The organism is Streptacidiphilus jeojiense, assembly GCF_000719095.1.
In the GTDB taxonomy this organism is placed as follows: Bacteria; Actinomycetota; Actinomycetes; order Streptomycetales; family Streptomycetaceae; genus Streptacidiphilus; species Streptacidiphilus jeojiensis.
In genome coordinates this window covers 196,007-212,698 of record NZ_JOEH01000002.1, presented here as the reverse complement: position 1 = coordinate 212,698, position 16,692 = coordinate 196,007, and the positions used below count along the sequence as shown (strand labels likewise).

13 protein-coding genes are annotated in these 16,692 nt (G+C 73.8%); 6 read left to right on the top strand and 7 right to left on the bottom strand.

Annotation, left to right across the window (positions count from 1 at the left end; genetic code table 11):
• Nucleotides 1–4 precede the first annotated feature (4 nt).
• The 3 genes from IF29_RS0102950 to IF29_RS0102940 all read right to left on the bottom strand — a co-directional run bounded on the left by IF29_RS0102950 (nt 5) and on the right by IF29_RS0102940 (nt 3,670).
• The gene (locus IF29_RS0102950) at nt 5–1,339 is read right to left on the bottom strand and encodes a DUF2254 domain-containing protein (RefSeq protein ID WP_051724809.1); all 1,335 of its coding nucleotides are present in this window, start codon (nt 1,337–1,339) and stop codon (nt 5–7) included.
• Complete coding sequence (locus IF29_RS0102945; protein WP_030249047.1) at nt 1,336–2,715, bottom strand: uracil-xanthine permease family protein; 1,380 nt, start codon at nt 2,713–2,715, stop codon at nt 1,336–1,338. Before IF29_RS0102945 ends, IF29_RS0102950 begins: the two co-directional genes overlap by 4 nt.
• A 133-nt stretch (nt 2,716–2,848) precedes the next feature.
• Nucleotides 2,849–3,670 carry a class I SAM-dependent methyltransferase gene (locus IF29_RS0102940; RefSeq protein ID WP_030249044.1) on the bottom strand — a complete coding sequence of 274 codons (822 nt, stop codon included), beginning with the start codon at nt 3,668–3,670 and terminating at the stop codon, nt 2,849–2,851.
• Nucleotides 3,671–3,876: 206 nt separating this feature from the next.
• Between IF29_RS0102940 and IF29_RS0102935 the strand changes: the two genes are divergently transcribed.
• The 3 genes from IF29_RS0102935 to IF29_RS0102925 are packed head-to-tail and all read left to right on the top strand — an operon-like array spanning nt 3,877 to nt 6,333.
• On the top strand, nt 3,877–4,335 hold the full coding sequence (locus IF29_RS0102935) for a hypothetical protein (protein ID WP_037594107.1): 459 nt from the start codon (nt 3,877–3,879) through the stop codon (nt 4,333–4,335).
• 40 nt (nt 4,336–4,375) lie between these two features.
• Nucleotides 4,376–5,656, top strand: a complete 1,281-nt coding sequence (locus IF29_RS0102930; protein WP_051724808.1) for a sensor histidine kinase — start codon at nt 4,376–4,378, stop codon at nt 5,654–5,656.
• Between the two features lie 14 nt (nt 5,657–5,670).
• The gene (locus IF29_RS0102925; RefSeq protein WP_030249035.1) at nt 5,671–6,333 is read left to right on the top strand and encodes a response regulator transcription factor; all 663 of its coding nucleotides are present in this window, start codon (nt 5,671–5,673) and stop codon (nt 6,331–6,333) included.
• Nucleotides 6,334–6,647: 314 nt separating this feature from the next.
• Here the strand turns inward: IF29_RS0102925 and IF29_RS0102920 are convergent, their stop codons facing one another.
• The 3 genes from IF29_RS0102920 to IF29_RS0102910 all read right to left on the bottom strand — a co-directional run bounded on the left by IF29_RS0102920 (nt 6,648) and on the right by IF29_RS0102910 (nt 10,969).
• Entirely contained in the window at nt 6,648–7,526 is an 879-nt protein-coding gene (locus IF29_RS0102920; protein WP_030249034.1) for an oxidoreductase, read from the bottom strand.
• A gap of 164 nt (nt 7,527–7,690) precedes the next feature.
• The gene (locus IF29_RS0102915; RefSeq protein WP_030249031.1) at nt 7,691–10,021 is read right to left on the bottom strand and encodes an FUSC family protein; all 2,331 of its coding nucleotides are present in this window, start codon (nt 10,019–10,021) and stop codon (nt 7,691–7,693) included.
• 111 nt (nt 10,022–10,132) lie between these two features.
• Nucleotides 10,133–10,969: an SAM-dependent methyltransferase gene (locus tag IF29_RS0102910; RefSeq protein WP_332262524.1), complete on the bottom strand. Its 837-nt coding sequence runs from the start codon at nt 10,967–10,969 to the stop codon at nt 10,133–10,135.
• A gap of 146 nt (nt 10,970–11,115) precedes the next feature.
• Here IF29_RS0102910 and IF29_RS0102905 point away from each other — a divergent pair, with 146 nt between their 5' ends.
• Nucleotides 11,116–11,979 (top strand): ATP-grasp domain-containing protein, encoded by an 864-nt coding sequence (locus IF29_RS0102905; protein ID WP_198037248.1) that lies wholly within the window; start codon nt 11,116–11,118, stop codon nt 11,977–11,979.
• 145 nt (nt 11,980–12,124) lie between these two features.
• Complete coding sequence (locus IF29_RS0102900; RefSeq protein WP_157623541.1) at nt 12,125–13,465, top strand: glycoside hydrolase family 3 N-terminal domain-containing protein; 1,341 nt, start codon at nt 12,125–12,127, stop codon at nt 13,463–13,465.
• On the opposite strand, the gene IF29_RS0102895 is transcribed toward IF29_RS0102900, so the two are convergent.
• Nucleotides 13,441–15,654 (bottom strand): MMPL family transporter, encoded by a 2,214-nt coding sequence (locus IF29_RS0102895; RefSeq protein WP_037594203.1) that lies wholly within the window; start codon nt 15,652–15,654, stop codon nt 13,441–13,443. The genes IF29_RS0102900 and IF29_RS0102895 overlap by 25 nt on opposite strands.
• Before the next feature lie 242 nt (nt 15,655–15,896).
• On the opposite strand from IF29_RS0102895, the gene IF29_RS0102890 reads away from it, so the two are divergent.
• Nucleotides 15,897–16,679, top strand: a complete 783-nt coding sequence (locus IF29_RS0102890; protein ID WP_063757417.1) for a TetR/AcrR family transcriptional regulator — start codon at nt 15,897–15,899, stop codon at nt 16,677–16,679.
• The last annotated feature ends 13 nt before the right edge of the window (nt 16,680–16,692 follow it).

The window sequence follows — 16,692 nt, the reverse complement described above, 5'->3', positions numbered from 1 at the left end:
CGGTTCAGCCGAGGTCGGTGCCCAGGACCGAGCCCAGCCCCTGCGCGTCGGGGCGGCGCGCCAGGCGGCGGTCCAGCGCCTGGGTCCAGTGGGTGCGGGCGTGGGCGTCCATGGTGGCGAGCCGTTCCTGCAGGGCGGCGGCCTGCTCCGGGGTGCACAGCCAGGCGAGCCGCTCGAACAGGGCCCGCAGCCGGCGCTGCACCTGGATGGAGTCGGCGGCGAAGTGCCGGATCTCGTCGGTGCCGACGCAGACGTAGTCGGTCCAGGTGCGCACCGGATGGCAGAGCAGGGTGTCGCCGCTCAGGGCGACGTCGGTGGGGACCAGCGGGATCAGCATCACCAGCAGGTCCTCGATGTGGTCCAGCGCCTGCACGGCGCGGGCCGGATCGTTGATCGCCGGGGAGAGCGCCTTGAGCGCGATGTCGACCAGGGTGCGCAGCGCCCCGCCCGGATCGGCGTCCGGGCTGTAGCACTCGGCGAACAGCAGGCAGTCCAGCAGTTGCCGCGGTCTGACCCGCTCCCTCGGCCCGTGCACCAGGAACACGGCGCTGCGCAGGGCCACGAAGTCGCCCGGGTAGGCGCACAGTTCCAGGCCGACGCCCCAGCGGGCGGCCAGTCTGCGCAGCCGGGGCCCGTTCCAGGCCAGCAGGATCTGGCCGGTGCGCGGAGCCGCCTCCAGGGCGATCTCCAGGGCGGCCGCCTGCGCCTCGGGGTCCTGCGGCGGCAGCGGGCCCGCGGTCGCGGGCGCCGTCCGCCGCACCGCACGGTGTCCCTGCCGGCCGACCCATCGCAGCAGCGCGTTGGAGTTGAGGATCAGCACGATCCTGGTGACCAGGACGAAGAACAGCCCGGCCGAGAGGATCGTGAGCCCGACCGCGAACAGGGTGGAGAGCACCGGCCGGTAGTCCTGCTGACGGACCGCCAGCCGGATGGCGATCAGCAGCGAGTACAGGAAGGTGGCCATGAAGGTGCCCATGGACCAGCGCATCACCCGGTCCTGCTGGAGCATCGGCACCACCCGTACCGAGAGCTGGGTGGCACCGAACTGCATGGCCAGGGTGATCGCGGTGAACACCAGGCCGGTGAGGGTGATCATGCCGCCGGCGATGCTGCCCAGCAGCGTGGTCATGCTGCCGGTGTCCAGCACCGGGAAGAGCTTCTCGCCGTACTCGCGCTCGGCCTGGTGCACCGCGCGGTCCAGCGCGGGCAGTGCCCAGGACAGCACCAGCGCGGCGCCCAGCAGGCCCATCGGCACGCTCCAGATCCGGCGCTGGCGCAGCCGCCTGCGGGTCGCGCGCCAGCCGGCGCCGGTGCGCCGGGCCGTACCGGGCCGGTTCACCGCGGCTCGTCGTAGCCGGTGGTGCCCTCGTCCAGCAGGGCGTTCGACTCGGCCCGCAGATGGGCCGGGGCCAGGGCGCGCAGCACATGGAACCCGGTGAGCACCACGATGGTGCCCAGGGCGATCCCGCCGAGCTCGAAGTTCTTGCTGATGTGCAGGGTGACCCCGCCGATGCCGACGATCACCCCGGCCGCCACCGGCACCAGGTTGACCGGGTTGGACAGGTCGATCCGGTTCCGGACCCAGATCTGCGCGCCCAGCAGCCCGATCATGCCGTAGAGCACCACGGTGATCCCGCCGAGCACCCCGCCCGGGATCGCGGCCACCACCGCCCCGAACTTGGGGCACAGTCCGAACAGCAGCGCGAAGCAGGCCGCGGCCCAGTAGGCGGCGGTGGAGTAGATCCGGGTGGCGGCCATGACGCCGATGTTCTCGGCGTAGGTGGTGGTGGCCGGGCCGCCCAGGGCGGTGGAGAGCACGGTGGCCGCGCCGTCGGCGGCGATGGCCGTCCCCAGCTCGTCGTCCAGCGGGTCGCCGGTCATCTCGCCGACCGCCTTCACATGTCCGGCGTTCTCGGCGATCAGCGCGATCACGACCGGCAGGGCCACCACGATCGCGGAGGCGCTGAAGCTGGGGCCGTGGAAGTGCGGCAGCCCGGCCCAGGAGGCCTTGCCGACGGCGGACAGGTCCAGCCGCCAATGGTCCGTCAGCTTCCCGGCGGAGTCCACCGAGTGGATCCTCCCGAAGATCCGGTCCAGGCTCCAGGAGAGCAGGTAGCCGAAGACCAGCCCCAGGAAGATGGCGATCCGCGACCAGAAGCCGCGCAGCGCCACCAGCGCGAACCCGGTGAACAGCATGGTCGCCAGCGCGGTCCACTGGTCCTGCGGCCAGTAGGTGCCCGCGGTCACCGGTGCCAGGTTGAAGCCGATCAGCATCACCACCGACCCGGTCACCACCGGCGGCAGCACCGCGTGGATCACCCGCGCCCCCAGCGTCCGCACCACCAGGCCGCAGACCAGCAGCAGCGCGCCCACCGACAGCAGCGCCCCGGTGACCGTCGCCGTGGAGCCGCCCTGCCCCCGGATCACCGCCGCCACCCCGACGAAGGACAGGCTGCTGCCCAGGTAGCTGGGCACCCGCCCCCGCGTGGCCAGCAGGAACAGCACGGTGGCGACGCCCGACATCATGATCGCCAGATTGGGGTCGAGGCCCATCAGCACCGGCGCGACGAAGCTGGCCCCGAACATGGCGACCACATGCTGCGCCCCGAGCCCGACCGTCCGCCCCCAGCTCAACCGCTCGTCCGGCTTCACCACGGCCCCCGGCAGCGGCGGCCGTCCGCCGTTGTGCAGCTTCCACCCGAGACCCACGTCCATCCCGCGCTCCCTGCACCCGTGCCGAACACACCCAGACCGCGCTCACGCTAGGCGCGCCGGGGCGGCGCCGCGGCGACCGTGACGGCGTGTCAGCGCAGGCGGAAGCCGATCGGCCCAAGCGCGGTCCGGCGCCCTACCCGGCAGCGGCCTCCAGCTCGGTGCGGGCGGCGGTGTAGACGACCGTCACCCGCGGGTCGTCGACCCGGCCGCCCTCGCTGTCGACGATCGCGGCGAGCCGGGTCAGGAACTCCTCGCGGGCCGGCGGGGCCAGTTCGGCGATGTTGGGGAACGTCGACCAGAGGTCGCGGGCGGACTGCGCGGTCAGGATCTGGCTCCACTCGACGACCTGGACGGCGACGTCCTCGAACCAGCCGCCGGCGGTCAGCTGCCGCCGCCAGCGGTCGGTGTCGAGGGCGTAGGAGCGGCTGGCGCGGTAGCCGGGTTCGGCCGGCAGCAGGTCGTGGTAGACGTCGTCGAGCCGGTCCCGGAACACCGTCGGCCGGTTGGTGTCGCCGAAGTCGGTCCACCAGGCGGCCAGCCATCCACCGGGCCGGACCAGTTCGCCGATCCTCCCGGTCGAGCCGACCGGGTCCAGCCAGTGCAGCGCCGACGCCACCACCGCCAGGTCGAAGCCGCCCGGCAGTTCGGCGGTCTCGAAGTCGGAGACCACCACCTCCAGCCGGTCGGACCCGTGGTCGGCGGTCAGGATCGCGGCCAGGCTCCGGCCGGGTTCGACCGCGACCACCTCCGCCCCGGCGGCCAGCAGCCGCCCGGTCGCCAGCCCGGCACCGGCGCCGATCTCCAGGACCCGGGCACCGGGCCGCAGCCCGCAACGCCCGCCCAGCAGCTCGAACACCGCCTCCGGATACGGCGGCCGCCCCCGCCGGTAGGTGCTCGCAGCGGCATTGAACGACATCCGGCGCCCCGCAGGCACCGCATCAGCTCCAGTCGACACCGCGTCAGTCTGCCACCCCTGCGGCGCACGGCAGCACGGTCCGGCCGGCCGTCGAATCAACCGATCGGTTGAGTGGGTCATCCGGGCGGTGGGGTGCGCGGATCAGCCGTGGGGACGGGTGATCGGTCGATGTGGGGGCGGGGGTGCCCGGGCCAGTCTGAAGGCATCCGATCGACACGCGATGGACGCCGAAACGAGGGACCGAGATGAACGCCACCGCACCCGCCCCCGACTCCGAACTGCTGGAGCACCCCGAGACCCGTACCGCGCTGCGCCGGCTGACGCTGCTGGTGCGCGGCTACCTGACCGTCAGCGTGGTCACCCTGGTCGCGATCGTGCTGCTGCGCAACCACAGCGGGGTGGTGAACTCGGCGGTCTGGATCCGGGGCACCATCGTGGTCGCCAGCGCGCTGGTCACCACCGTGCTCGCCGCCCGGGCCGCACGCGGCTCGCGCGGGGCCTACCGGCGGCTGCGGATCATCTCCGCGGTGATGGTGGTCGCCATCGTGGCGATCATCGCGGCGCCGGGGCCGTTCCCGCTGTGGATGAAGGCCGACCAGGCCGTGTGCGGACTGGCCCTGATCGGGGTGGCCGTCGTCGCCAACGGTGCGCGGCTGCGCTCGCTGTTCGCGGACGGCGGCGCCGCCACCGCCCAGCGCGGTTAGATTGTTGCGGCAGCAGATGACCCAGAACCGGAGGGCCCGGATGACCAGTCGGAAGACAGGCATCCGGGCCTATCCACGTGAGCCGCGCTGGTCCCCGGTGCTGACCGTGGTGCCCTATGTGCTGCTGGCCGTGCTGGCCGGGTTCCGGATCTTCGACGGACGGCCGCCGGCCGGGGTGCTGCGGATCGACCTGGCGCTGTGCGCCCTGGCTGCGGCCTGGATCCTGTGGATGTTCACCCTGCATCCGCGGTGGACCGGACGGCCCCGGATGATGGCGCTGTTCTTCACCGGGCTGGTGCTGGTCATGGGCGCCCTGGTGCTGCGGGACGCCTCCTTCGGGATCTTCGCCCTGGTCGGCTACCCGTACGCGTTCGTGCTGCTGCCCTGGCCCGGGCGGCTGGCCGGGGTGGCCGCGGTGGCGGTGCTGGCCGGTACCGCGCAGGCGGCCGGCATCCCGAGGTCCAGCGCGCTGGGCCTGACCGCCACCGGCCTGATCATCGCCGTCAACGTGCTGGCCATGTGCGGGCTGGCCTGGAGCGACCAGAGCAGCAGCGAGCAGTCCGAGCAGCGCCGCCAGGCCCTGGAGGAACTGGCGGCGGCCAACCGGAAGTTGGAGGCGACCCTGGCCGACAACGAGGGCCTGCACGCCCAACTGCTGGCGCGGGCACGGGAGACCGGGGTCCGCGACGAACGGCGGCGGATGGCCCGCGAGATCCACGACACGCTGGCCCAGGGCCTCACCGGCATCGTCACCCAGTTGCAGGCCGCCGAGCACGCCGAGAGCGACCCGGCGGCCCGCGAGCGGCACATCGCCGCCGCCAAGGGGCTGGCCAGGGAGAGCCTGTCCGAGGCCCGGCGCTCGGTGGACGCGCTGCGGCCGGAGCCGCTGGAGACCGCGCGGCTCAGCGGGGCGCTGGCCGACGTGGCCGACCGCTGGTCCGAGCTGAACGGCGTCAGGGTCGAAGTGACCACCACCGGGACGGCCCTGCCGCTGGCGCCGGAGACCGAGCTGACGCTGCTGCGCACCGCGCAGGAGGCGCTGGCCAACATCGCCAAGCACGCCCGCGCGGGCCGGGTCGGGGTGACCCTCTCCTACCTGGGCGAGCAGGTCGCCCTGGACGTGCGCGACGACGGCACCGGCTTCGACCCGGCCCGGCTCGACCTGGAGCCGGCCGAGACCCGGAACGGGGGCTTCGGACTGGTGGCCATGCGCCAGCGGATCGAGGCCCTGAACGGAACCCTGCAGATCGAGTCGGAACCGGGAGCGGGGACCGGCGTCTCCGCCTGCGTCCCCGTCGCACCCACCGAGGTGCCGGCATGAACGGAGATCCGAGGATGAACCGCACCGAGACCGGCGCCCCGATCCGGCTGCTGATCGTGGACGACCACCCGGTGGTCCGCGACGGCCTGATCGGCATGTTCGCCGCCGACTCCGGCTTCGAGGTGCTCGGCGAGGCCGGCGACGGCGCCGAGGCGGTGCGGCTGGCCCAGGAGCTGGGCCCCGACGTGGTCCTGATGGACCTTCGGATGCCGGGCACGGACGGCCTGACCGCGATCACCGAGCTGGCCCGGCGCGGCATCCCGGTCCGGGTCCTGGTCCTGACGACCTATGACACCGACAGCTACGTCCTGCCCGCCATCGAGGCAGGGGCCACCGGATACCTGCTCAAGGACGCCCCGCGGGAGGAACTGCTGCGTGCGGTCAGGGCGGCGGCGGCCGGTCAGGCGGTGCTGTCCCCCGCCGTGGCCGCCACCCTGATGAACCGGGTGCGCACCCCGGAGACCGGGCCGCTGAGCCAGCGGGAGCTGGAGGTGCTGCAACTGGTGGCGGCCGGCCGGACCAACCGGCAGGCGGCGGCCGGGCTGTTCATCACCGAGGCCACCGTCAAGACCCATCTGCTGAACATCTACGCCAAGCTCGGCGTCGGCGACCGCGCCGCCGCGGTGGCCGAGGGCTACAACCGCGGTCTGCTCACCCCGACCCGTCCGGGCCGCTGATCGTCTCAGTTCGTGCAGGGACGCCGGTAGGGCCGGACCCCCACCCGGGGCCGACCCTACCGGTCTGCGCTGGGGCTCCCCCACCCGGGAGCCGCACAGGGCCACCGCAGTCGAGCGCCGTCCCCAGCCCCCTGAGCGAGGGTGAGGGACAGGACACGGCAGCTGCGGTCCAGCGACGACTGCGAGGGGTTCGGGAGCCGCTCCTCACTCCTCCGCCTGCCGCCGAGAACTACTCTGCACTGCGCCCGTTACGGGAAAGCTGCCAAAACATGTCGTACGCCTACCGATCGGGATCTACTCATGGCCGGCAGGTTTCAGCCGGGGAACGCCGTGCCGGTCAGCTTCTCGGACAGCTCCCAGAGCCGCCGGGCCAGCTCCGGGTCGCGGGCCGCTTCGACGGGTTCCTCCTCGCGCGGACGCTCCCCGCTGCGCCCGCCGGGGCCGACGTAGCTGCCGCCGGGCAGGTCCTGGGTGGCGGCGTAGAGCGTGGGCAGCGCGCCGTACGCGGGTTCCCGCTGGCCGACCAGACGGATGCCCAGACCGATGAAGCCCGACTGCAGCCGGCCCATGGACCGGGTCAGCCCGGTGGCGGCCACGCCGGGGTGCGTGCTCAGGGCCAGCACCTCGCTGCCGGCGGCCGCCAGCCGGCGCTGGAGCTCCAGGGTGAACAGCAGGTTGGCCAGCTTGGACTGGCTGTAGGCGCGCCAGGGCCGGTAGGGCCGCCGCTCCCAGTTGAGGTCGTCCAGGTCGATCCGTCCGTTCCGGGCCAGCCCCGAGGAGACCGTGACGACCCGTCCGACGATGTGCGGCAGCAGCAGATTGGTGAGCGCGAAGTGGCCCAGGTGGTTGGTGCCGATCTGCAGTTCGAAGCCGTCGGCGGTGCGGCCCTGCGGGACGGCCATGATCCCGGCGTTGTTGACCAGCAGGTCCAGCGGTCCGCTCCAGGCCCCGGCGAAGGCGCGGACCGAGGCCAGATCGCCGAGGTCCAGGGCGCGCACCTCGGTCTCGCCGTCGATCCGGTCGGCGACCGCGCGGCCCTTCTCCGGATCGCGCACCGCCAGGACGACCCGGGCCCCGGCGGCGGCCAGACCCCGGGCGGTGTCCGCGCCGAGTCCGCCGGAGGCCCCGGTCACCACGGCCGTTCGGCCGTAGAGGTCGGGGAGGTGGGCTGGGGTCCAGGTCTCGGTGGCCATGGGCGGGCTCCTTCACGAGCGGTTCGGCCGGGAGCGGTGCGGGGTGCGGCGGGGCGGTGACCGCCGCTGTTCCCACTATCGGCAGGTGTCGGCCCCGGCGGGAGGGGGCGCGCGACACTCGTGGATGTTCGGCCGCGAGCCCTGCGACGCCCGGCGGTCAGCGGCTAGCGCTCGGCCTCCGCCCGCTCGGCCCCCTCGGTGCGCTCGGCGCTCGCGCTGCCCAGCCCCAGCGGGCGTCCCAGCGCGAGGATGTTCTCGTCCAGTCGCTGCAGATGGCGCAGCACCCGGGCGGTCACCACCGCGTCCCGCGCGCCCTGGGGCCCCGGGGCGGCCGGATCCGCCGGGGGCGCGAACCTGGGTGCGGCGCTGCTCAGGCGGCCGCGGGTGCCGCCCTCGCTGCGGACGAAGTCGCTGAGGACGCCGAGGTTGGCGTCCAACTGCCCGCCGGCCTCGATCAGCCGGGGGTCGCCGGTCAGCACGGTGGGGACGAAGCCGGCCGTGGCCGCGAGGCTGCGGGCGTGGTAGGCGCAGGTCTCCAACAGGCCGAGGACGTACCGGGCCTGGCGGCGGCGGTTGCGCAGCGGGCTGGCCGGATGGGTCAGCGGCTGCAGTGAGGCCCGCAGCTTGTCCAGGGCGGTGTCCAACTCCCGGGCCGCGTCCAGCAGGTCGTCCCCCGGCGGATGGCCGCCCAGCGCGGCGACGCTCAGCGCCAGCGAGGACCGCAGCCGCTCGAACACGTCCAGCAGCAGGTCGTCGGTGCGGCTGCGGGTGTCGGTGGGCAGGACGACGACCGCGGCGATCAGCCCGCAGGCCGCGCCGAGCAGCGTCTCCTCGATCCGTAGCAGCAGCACCGAGGCGCTGTAGGTGTGCAGCAGGGTGTAGAGCAGCCCGAGCATCGCCGTGACGAAGAACGACATCAGCATGTACGACAGCGGCGCGGTGAAGAACATCCCGAAGATGAACAGGATGACCAGCGCGAACGCGATCCAGGTGTTGCCGCCGACCAGCGCGGCCAGGCCGATGCCGGCCACCACCCCGCCGATGGTCCCGGCCAGCCTGCGGTAGCCCTTCACCAGGATCTCGCCGGTGGAGGAGGTGTTCAGGAACACCACCCAGCAGGTGAGCACGGCCCAGTACCAGCGCTGTGTGGAGAGCAGCTCGCCGCCCAGGATGGCCAGCGCGGAGCCCACGGTGACCTGGAAGGCGGTCCTGGTGCTGGGACGGTCCAGGCCCACCCGCTCCTCGGAGCGGTCCTCGTCGGCTTGCAGCGAGACGTCCTCGGCCTCCAGTTCCTCGGTGGAGCGGGTGGTCTCCGGCTCGTCCTCGGGCTCGTCGGACGTGCCCAGCGCCAGCCGCAGCCCGAGCACGGCCCGGGCCAGCTCGCCCATGGCCCGGTGGACGTCCTGGTCGGCCGGGACGGCGTCGGGCAGGCCGACGCCGTCGCGGTACTTCAGCAGCCGTTCGACGGAGGCGCCGGCCGACTCGTCCTGCGCGGCCGAGGTGGACCGGACCACCATGCGGCGCAGCGCCGCCAGGTCACGCACCATCGGACGGGCCTCGTCGTCCGGCTCCGGACGCTCCGAGCCCTGCGGGCGCTCCGAGCGCTCCGGGGCCCCCGGCAGCAGCGGTGCGGGCAGCGTCATCGGCAGGTGCAGCCCCAGGGTGATGTCCTGGGCCCGGGGCTGCTGCAGCAGCGCCTTGAGCAGCAGCACGCTCAGCCGTTCCCCGGCGATCTCGGCCTCGGCGATCCGGCGCTGGATCAGCGAGGCGGTGCGCGGGTCGGCGGCGCCGTTCTCCAGCCTGGCCTGGATCATCAGCGCGCACTGGTGCAGCCGCGCGGTCCGGGTGTGCAGCCGCTGCGCCGCCTGGGCCTCGGTGCGGGATCCCGGCGCGGCCCCGGCCACCTCGGTGAGTGCGTCCACCAGATCGGCCAGGCGTGCGCGGAAGGCCCGCCGCAACCGCTGCAGGGTGCGCTGCGGCGTGGCTCTGACCAGCCCGAACCTGACGCACGCGGAGGCGCAGAAGGCGACCGTCATCACCCCGTACATCCGCGGCAGCACGGCCGGGGTGACATGGGTGAACTGGGAGACGAAGAACAGCTGGAAGCCGATCAGCCCCATGCCGGTGCCCCGGGAGCCGAACCGGCGGATGTAGACGGCCGAGAAGATCAGGACCAGGAACACCAGGTCGGAGGCGGCCCGGTAGCGGTAGAGCTCGGCGCCGAGGCCGACCACCACCAGTGCGACCAGGTAGCCCAGCCCCAGGGTGACCGCCTGCTCCCGCGGGGTGGGGTCGCTGACCGCGAACGAGGCCACCATCCCGGTCAGCGCCCCGGCCACCAGCAGCGGGACCGGGGTGCCGAAGGCCGACAGCACCGCCAGCGTGAGCAGGATGGCCCCGACCGTGGTGAGCGCGTTGAGCAGCCGGATCAGGCCGGGATCGGAGGCGCTGTACCGGTCCCACAGCTCGTCCCACGCCCGGCGGGCCGCTCGCATACGATCCCCTGGATTGGTGTCGTGACCGTCTCCTGGATCATGGTGCTCTTCGTCGGGCAAAGCGGTCAAACCGCGGCTGCCGACGCAGCGCTCCGTCGGCGGCCCGGTCCGTCAGAGCCGGGCCAGGCCGGTGTAGATGCCCAGCCGGTCGGCCGCCGCGTCCGGCGGGGTGTCCGGACGCCAGTGCGGGGCGATGACCAGGCCGGGGTCCAGCAGCGTCAGGCCGTCGAAGAAGCGGGCGACGTCGTCCCTGGTCCGCAGGTGGATACCGGCGGCGGCCGGGTCGTAGCTGCGCTCGGCGCGCTCGGCCTGCTCCGGGGTGACCAGGTCCCCGCTGCCGTGGCTGAGCACCAGCAGGCTCCCGACGGGCAGCGCCCCCACCAACTGCTTGACGATGCCGTACGGGTCCTCGTCGTCGCTGATGAAGTGCAGGATCGCGACCAGCATCAGGGCGACCGGCTCGGTGAAGTCGAGCAGGTCGCGTACGCCGGGGGCGGCCAGCAGGGCCTCGGGGTCGCGCAGGTCGGCCCGGGTGACGCTGGTCGCGCCGTGGCCGCTCCCGCTCATCAGCGCGCGGGCGTGCGCCAGCACGATGGGGTCGTTGTCGACGTAGGCGACCCGGGCGGACGGGTCGACGGCCTGGGCCACCTCGTGGGTGTTGCCGGCGGTCGGGATGCCGGTGCCGATGTCCAGGAACTGGCGGACCCCCAGAGCGGCCGCGGCGCGCACCGCCCGGCCCAGGAAGGCCCGGTTGGCCTTGGCCCCGGCGACCGTCTCCGGGACGGCCGCGCTCAGCTGTTCGGCCACCAGCCGGTCCGCGGCGAAGTTGTCCTTGCCGCCGATCAGTGCGTTGTAGATGCGCGCAGGGTGGGCTATCTCCGGGTGGAGTTCGGCCGAGGGCGCGCACTCCCCGGCCCCCGCCGTCATCCAGCTGCTGTCCTCGGCCACTGGGCTCCCCCACCTTTCGTGGTCACTCCGATCAGCGTACGACCTGACACCACTGGGCAAAGTGACATCCCGTCATTTGAAGGAAGCTCTTATCCGTCGGCTTATCCGTTGATCCGTCGACGAACACCGCTCCTAGGATGACCACCATGGCTGATATCGCACTGCTCACCGGTCGGACCATGCCCCGCGAGGTGCCGGAGAACGGCCTGCTGGTCGCCGAGCTGGCCCGGCTGGGCCTCACTGTGGAGATCCACCCCTGGGACGAACCCCTCGACTGGGGTCGGTACGGTCTCGCCGTGGTGCGCACGACCTGGGACTACTGGGCCCGGCGGGAGGAGTTCACCGCCTGGGCCGAGCGGACGGCGAAGCTGACCACCCTGCGCAATCCGGTCGAGGTGCTGCTCTGGAACAGCCACAAGGGCTACCTGGTGGAACTGGCGGCGGCCGGCGTACCGGTGCTGCCGACCCGGCTGGTGCCGCGGGGCGCCTCCGACGCCGAGCGGGCCCGGGTGCTCGGCGCGTTCGGCGCCGGCGAGGTGGTGCTGAAGCCGGCCGTGTCGGCGGGTGCGCGCGGCGCCCTGCGCTCCTTCGCCGACGACCGGGCCGCGGCAGCCCACCTGGCCGAGCTGACCGGGCACGGCGACGCCCTGGTGCAGCCGTTCGCCGAGTCGGTGCTCGCCCGCGGGGAGACCTCACTGATCCACTTCAACGGCACCTTCAGCCACGCCGTCCGCAAGGTCCCCGCGGCCGGCGAGTACCGCATCCACCTGCACCACGGCGGATCGGTGCAGCCTCACACCCCGGACGCCGCCGAACTGGCCGTCGCCGCTGCCGCCCTCGCCGCGGCCCCGGCGGCGACCAGCTACGCCCGGGTCGACCTGGTCCAGCTGCCGGACGGCCCGGCGGTGATGGAGCTGGAGCTGATCGAGCCGGAACTGTTCCTGGCCGCGGACCCGGAGGCGGCGGGCCGCTACGCCGGGGTCCTGGCCGACCTGCTCGGGCGGGGCTGAGCCGCTCGCGAGGGGCTAAGCCGCTCGGGAGAAAACCACCCGCTCGGGAGGGACGACCCGCTCGGGAGGGGGCCGCCGGAGATCCTCACCGGACTCCGCCGTCGTGTCGGACGCACCCGGCGGCATCCCGCACTACGGTGAAAGCATGCCGCATAGCGCCACATCCACCCGTTTGTCCGCCCTCGCCCACCGTCTCCGCCCGGCCACCGTCCGGGTCGCGGTCCGGGTCGCGGTCCGTGGCGGGGCGCTCACGGCCGGTGCGGCCCTGGTTCTGACCGGTTGCGGCGCGGGGGGAGGCACGGACCACCGCATCAGCGCGGACTCCCGGGCCTCCGGATCCGCATCGGCGGCCGGAAGCCCGAGCAGGACCGGAAGCCCCTCGCCGTCCAGGTCCTCCGCGGTCCCCGGCGCGTCCCCGGCCGCCCCGGCTTCGTCGGCGTCCGGCGGACCGGCCTCCTGCACCAACGCGTCGCGGCTGGCCGGCTGGTCCGACCGGCGGCTGGCCATGCTGACGATCGCGGTGCCGGCGTCCGAGGACGCCGTCGGCAGCGTCGCCCCGGAGGTGGCCGCCGGCGCCGGCGGCGTCCTGCTGTTCGGCTCCTCGGCCCCGTCCGGGCTGGGCGCCGACCTCACCGCACTGAAGAAGCAGGTGCCCGGCGGGATCGGACTGCTGGTGATGACCGACGAGGAGGGCGGCGCCATCCAGCGGATGGACAACCTGGTCGGCTCGCTGCCCTGGCCCGGCTGGATGGGAGCGCACTGGACCCCCGACCAGATCCGGCAGGCGGCGGCGCGGGTCGGCGCCAGGATGGCGGCGGCCCAGGTCAACATGGACCTGGCCCCGGTCGCCGACGTCGACGGCAGCGGCGAGGTCCCCGGCCGGGGGAACCCGGACGGGCTGCGCTCCTTCAGCGGCGACCCCGCTGTCGCAGCCCGGGACACCGTCGCCTTCATGAACGGCCTGCGCTCGGCCGGCGTCGTCCCGGTCCTGAAGCACTTCCCCGGGCTCGGCGGCTCCACGGTCAACTCCGACTTCGCCCCGGCACACACCGTGCCCTGGTCCGCCGAGCTGAACGGCGGCCTGACCCCGTTCAGCACCGCGATCGCCGCGGGCGCCCCGGCGGTGATGATGTCCAACGACTCCGTCCCCGGTCTCACCACCCTGCCGGCCGGGCTCTCCGCCACCATGATCGGCACCGAACTGCGCGGACGGCTCGGCTTCCACGGGCTGGTCCTCACCGACTCGCTGAGCGCCGGTGCCGTCTCCGGGGCCGGCTACAGCATGCCGCAGGCGGCCGTGCAGGCGCTGCGGGCCGGAGCGGACATGGTGATGTTTGACCTCGGCCCCACGGTCCAGGCGCAGACCTCCGCCATCGCCTCGGCCGAGGTCGCGGCGGTGGCGGACGGGCGCCTGCCGCGCACCCGCCTGCTCTCCGCCGCGACCTCGGTTCTGTCGGCCCGTCAGGTAGACCTCTGCCGGGGCTGAGCGCCGGGGCTCTCCGCCTCCGCCAGCCCGATCCGGTCGTGCAGCCGCCGCAGCGGCGCCGGTGCGTACCAGGCCCGGTCGCCGAGCAGCCGCAGCACCGCGGGGACCAGGACACCGCGCACCAGCACCGCGTCCAGCAGCACCGCCAGCCCGGTGCCGATGCCGAACATCTGCAGGAAGCTGATGCTGCTGGTCCCGAAGGCGAAGAAGCTGACGGCGAGCAGCCCGGCCGCGGTGGAGACGATCCGTCCGGTGCGGGACAGGCCCTCAGTGACGGCCTCGCCGGGGGCGGCGCCGGCGTCGTGCATCTCCTTGATCCGGCTGGTGACGAAGACCTCGTAGTCCATGGAGAGGCCGAAGGCGACGCAGAACATCAGCACCGTCATGGAGGTGTCCATGGGCTGGGCGGTGAAGCCCAGCAGTCCGGCGAGGTGGCCGTCCTGGAAGATCCAGACCATCGCGCCGAGCGCGGCGCTGAGGCTGATCGCGTTGAGCAGCAGGGCGCGCAGCGGCTGCAGCACGCTCCCGGTGAACAGGAAGAGCAGCACGAAGGTGGTGGCCGCGACCATCCCGACGGCGTAGGGCAGGCGGCTGCCGATGGTGTGCTTGGCATCGACCAGGACGGCCGCGTCACCGCCGACGTAGCTGCGGACCCCGGCCACCGGCGCCGGCGCCGCCCGCACCGCGTCGACCAGGTTCTGGGCCGCGGTCGAGTGCGGGTCGTCGGTGGTGGCGAGGGTGAGCCGCTGCGCGGAGGCGGTGCCGTAGCCGGCCGGGACCGGGACGCCGGGGACGGGCGCTCCGTCGTGGAAGGTCCCGGCGCTGGAGCTGACGCTGCCGACGCCGGGGAGCCGGGACAGCGTCCGGGCGTAGGCGTCCAGGTGGGCGCCGTCGACCGGACCGTCGGTGACCACCTGCAGCGCGGTGGTGTCATTGCCGGGGAAGTGCGCCGCCAGTACGTCCGCGACCTGGCGGCTGGGCGCACTGGTCGGCAGGACCCGCTGGTCCGGAGTGCCGAAGGCGACCCCGAGCAGCGGCGCGGCACCGAGCAGCAGCACCGCGAGCACCGGCAGCGCCCACCGGACCGGCCTGCGCATCACCGCGGCGGCCAGCCGCCCCCAGCGCGGTGAGGCCACGCCCGGGGTGGTGCGGGGCCAGGGCAGCCGTCCGGCATTGACGCGCGGACCGAGGACCGCGAGCAGCGCCGGAACCACGATCAGGGCGGCCAGCGCGGCGATGGCGACCACGCCGATGCCGGCGTAGGCGAAGGAGCGCAGGAAGAACGGCGGGAAGACCAGCAGCGCGGCGAGGGCGGTGGCCACCGTCGCGGCCGAGAAGAGGATGGTGCGCCCGGCCGTGCGCACCGTGGCGACCAGCGCCTCCGGGGTCTCCCGGCCCGCGGCCAGTTCCTCCCGGAAGCGGCTGACCAGCAGCAGCGCGTAGTCGATGCCGAGGCCCAGGCCGAGGGCGGTGGTGAGGTTGATGGCGAAGACGGACACGCTGGTGACGCTGCCGAGCAGGTCCAGCTCGGCGAAGGTGCCGAGGATCGCGATCACGCCGATGACCAGCGGCAGCAGCGCGGCGACCAGGCTGCCGAAGGCCAGCACCAGGAGAAGCAGCGTCACCGGCACGGCGATGCCCTCGGCGAGCGCGAGGTCCTTGGTGACCTGGCTGGAGACGTCGTTGTTGACGCCGCGGTGACCGCCGGCCTGGACGCTGAGGCCGTCGTGGACCCCGGCGTAGCGGGAGATCAGTGCCTTGGCGGTCTTGGACGCCTGCTGTTCGCTGCCGTCGACGTGCGCGACGATCAGCGCTGCGGTGCCGTCGTCGCTGCGCAGCGCCGCGGTGGCGGCGGCCGTGCCGGGGTCCCAGTAGGACGCCAGATGGGTCAGCCCCGGCTCGGCCCGGAGCCGTACGGTGAGCGCCCGGCCGGCCGCAGTGTCTGCGGGGGTGTCGACGCTGCCGCCGGCGCTGGGACGGACCAGCAGCACCAGGTCGGTGGTGCCGCCGAAGCGGGAGTCCAGCAGCTGCGCGGCACGGCTGGAGGGGGAGGCGGGGTCGTCGAAGCCGCCGTTCTGCAGCTTGCCGAAGGCCCCGACACCGAGCGCCCCGGCGGCGACCAGCGCGACGACGGCGAGGACCAGCAGCGGCCGGGCGCGCCGGTGGGCGAGGCCGGCGAGCCGGGCCAGCGGACCGCGCGGGCCCGGGGGGCCGGGCGGGCCGGCCGGGCCGGGCGGTGTGGGCGGTGTGGGCGGTGTGGAAGCCGACTCTGCGGGTTCCACGGGTTCTGCGAGCTCTGCGTGGTCCGGCTGGACTGACGGTCCGTTCACTGGTTACCCCACCCCGGGTGTGCGCTCACGATAGATGTTTACGGCGTGAACATCCTAGCGCCACGGATGCTGACGGCGTCAACATGCGGCAGCATGGTCAGGTGCAGCACGAACGGACGACCTCGGAACGAACGCCCCCACGCGGCGCCTACCACCACGGCGACCTGCGCAATGCGCTGTCCGCCGCCGCGGCGGAACTCGCCAGGGAGGGCGGACCCGAAGCCGTCGTGCTGCGCGAGGCCGCCCGTCGCGTCGGGGTCTCCCCCACGGCCGCCTACCGGCACTTCGCCAACCACGCCGACCTGCTCAAGGCGGTCAAGCACGAGGCCCTGGCCGACCTCGCCGACGCCCTGGCGGCAGCGGTCGCCAAGGCCGACGCTGACGCTGACGACGCCGATGCTGCCGACGCCGACGCCGACCAACACCGCTCACCCGGGGCGGCCGACGGCGGTGGCGGGCAGCAGCGGACGCGGGCACAGGCACGGGCACGGGCACGGCTGAGCGCCATCGGCCACGGCTACGTCGACTTCGCCCTCTCCGCCCCCGGCCTGTTCCGTACCGCCTTCTGCCACTCCGGGACCGCCGATGGGACGCCGACCGAGCCCGAGCCGTTCGACCTCGGCACCGAGCGCGCCTACCGGGTACTGGTGGACGTCCTGGACTCCATGCTCGCCGCCGGCCTGATCGCCCCGGCCCGCCGCCCCGGCGCCGAGATCACCGCCTGGGCGATGGTCCACGGCCTGACCACACTCCTGCTGGACGGCCCGATCCGCGACCTGCCCGAGGCGGACCGGCGCCGGATGGTCGACGACGCCACGGCGACCCTCGCCGCCGGCCTCGCCGCGAGCACCGGCCCCGGTTCCGGTTCCGGCGCCGGGGCCTGACCGCGCTCCGACG

Excerpts from the sequence above, each read along its gene's own strand:
- IF29_RS0102945 (WP_030249047.1), bottom strand. The coding sequence starts at position 2,715 with ATGGACGTGGGTCTCGGGTGGAAGCTGCACAACGGCGGACGGCCGCCG.
- IF29_RS0102935 (WP_037594107.1), top strand. The coding sequence starts at position 3,877 with ATGAACGCCACCGCACCCGCCCCCGACTCCGAACTGCTGGAGCACCCC.
- IF29_RS0102930 (WP_051724808.1), top strand. The coding sequence starts at position 4,376 with ATGACCAGTCGGAAGACAGGCATCCGGGCCTATCCACGTGAGCCGCGC.
- IF29_RS0102925 (WP_030249035.1), top strand. The coding sequence starts at position 5,671 with ATGAACCGCACCGAGACCGGCGCCCCGATCCGGCTGCTGATCGTGGAC.
- IF29_RS0102920 (WP_030249034.1), bottom strand. The coding sequence starts at position 7,526 with ATGGCCACCGAGACCTGGACCCCAGCCCACCTCCCCGACCTCTACGGC.
- IF29_RS0102915 (WP_030249031.1), bottom strand. The coding sequence starts at position 10,021 with ATGCGAGCGGCCCGCCGGGCGTGGGACGAGCTGTGGGACCGGTACAGC.
- IF29_RS0102905 (WP_198037248.1), top strand. The coding sequence starts at position 11,116 with ATGGCTGATATCGCACTGCTCACCGGTCGGACCATGCCCCGCGAGGTG.
- IF29_RS0102900 (WP_157623541.1), top strand. The coding sequence starts at position 12,125 with ATGCCGCATAGCGCCACATCCACCCGTTTGTCCGCCCTCGCCCACCGT.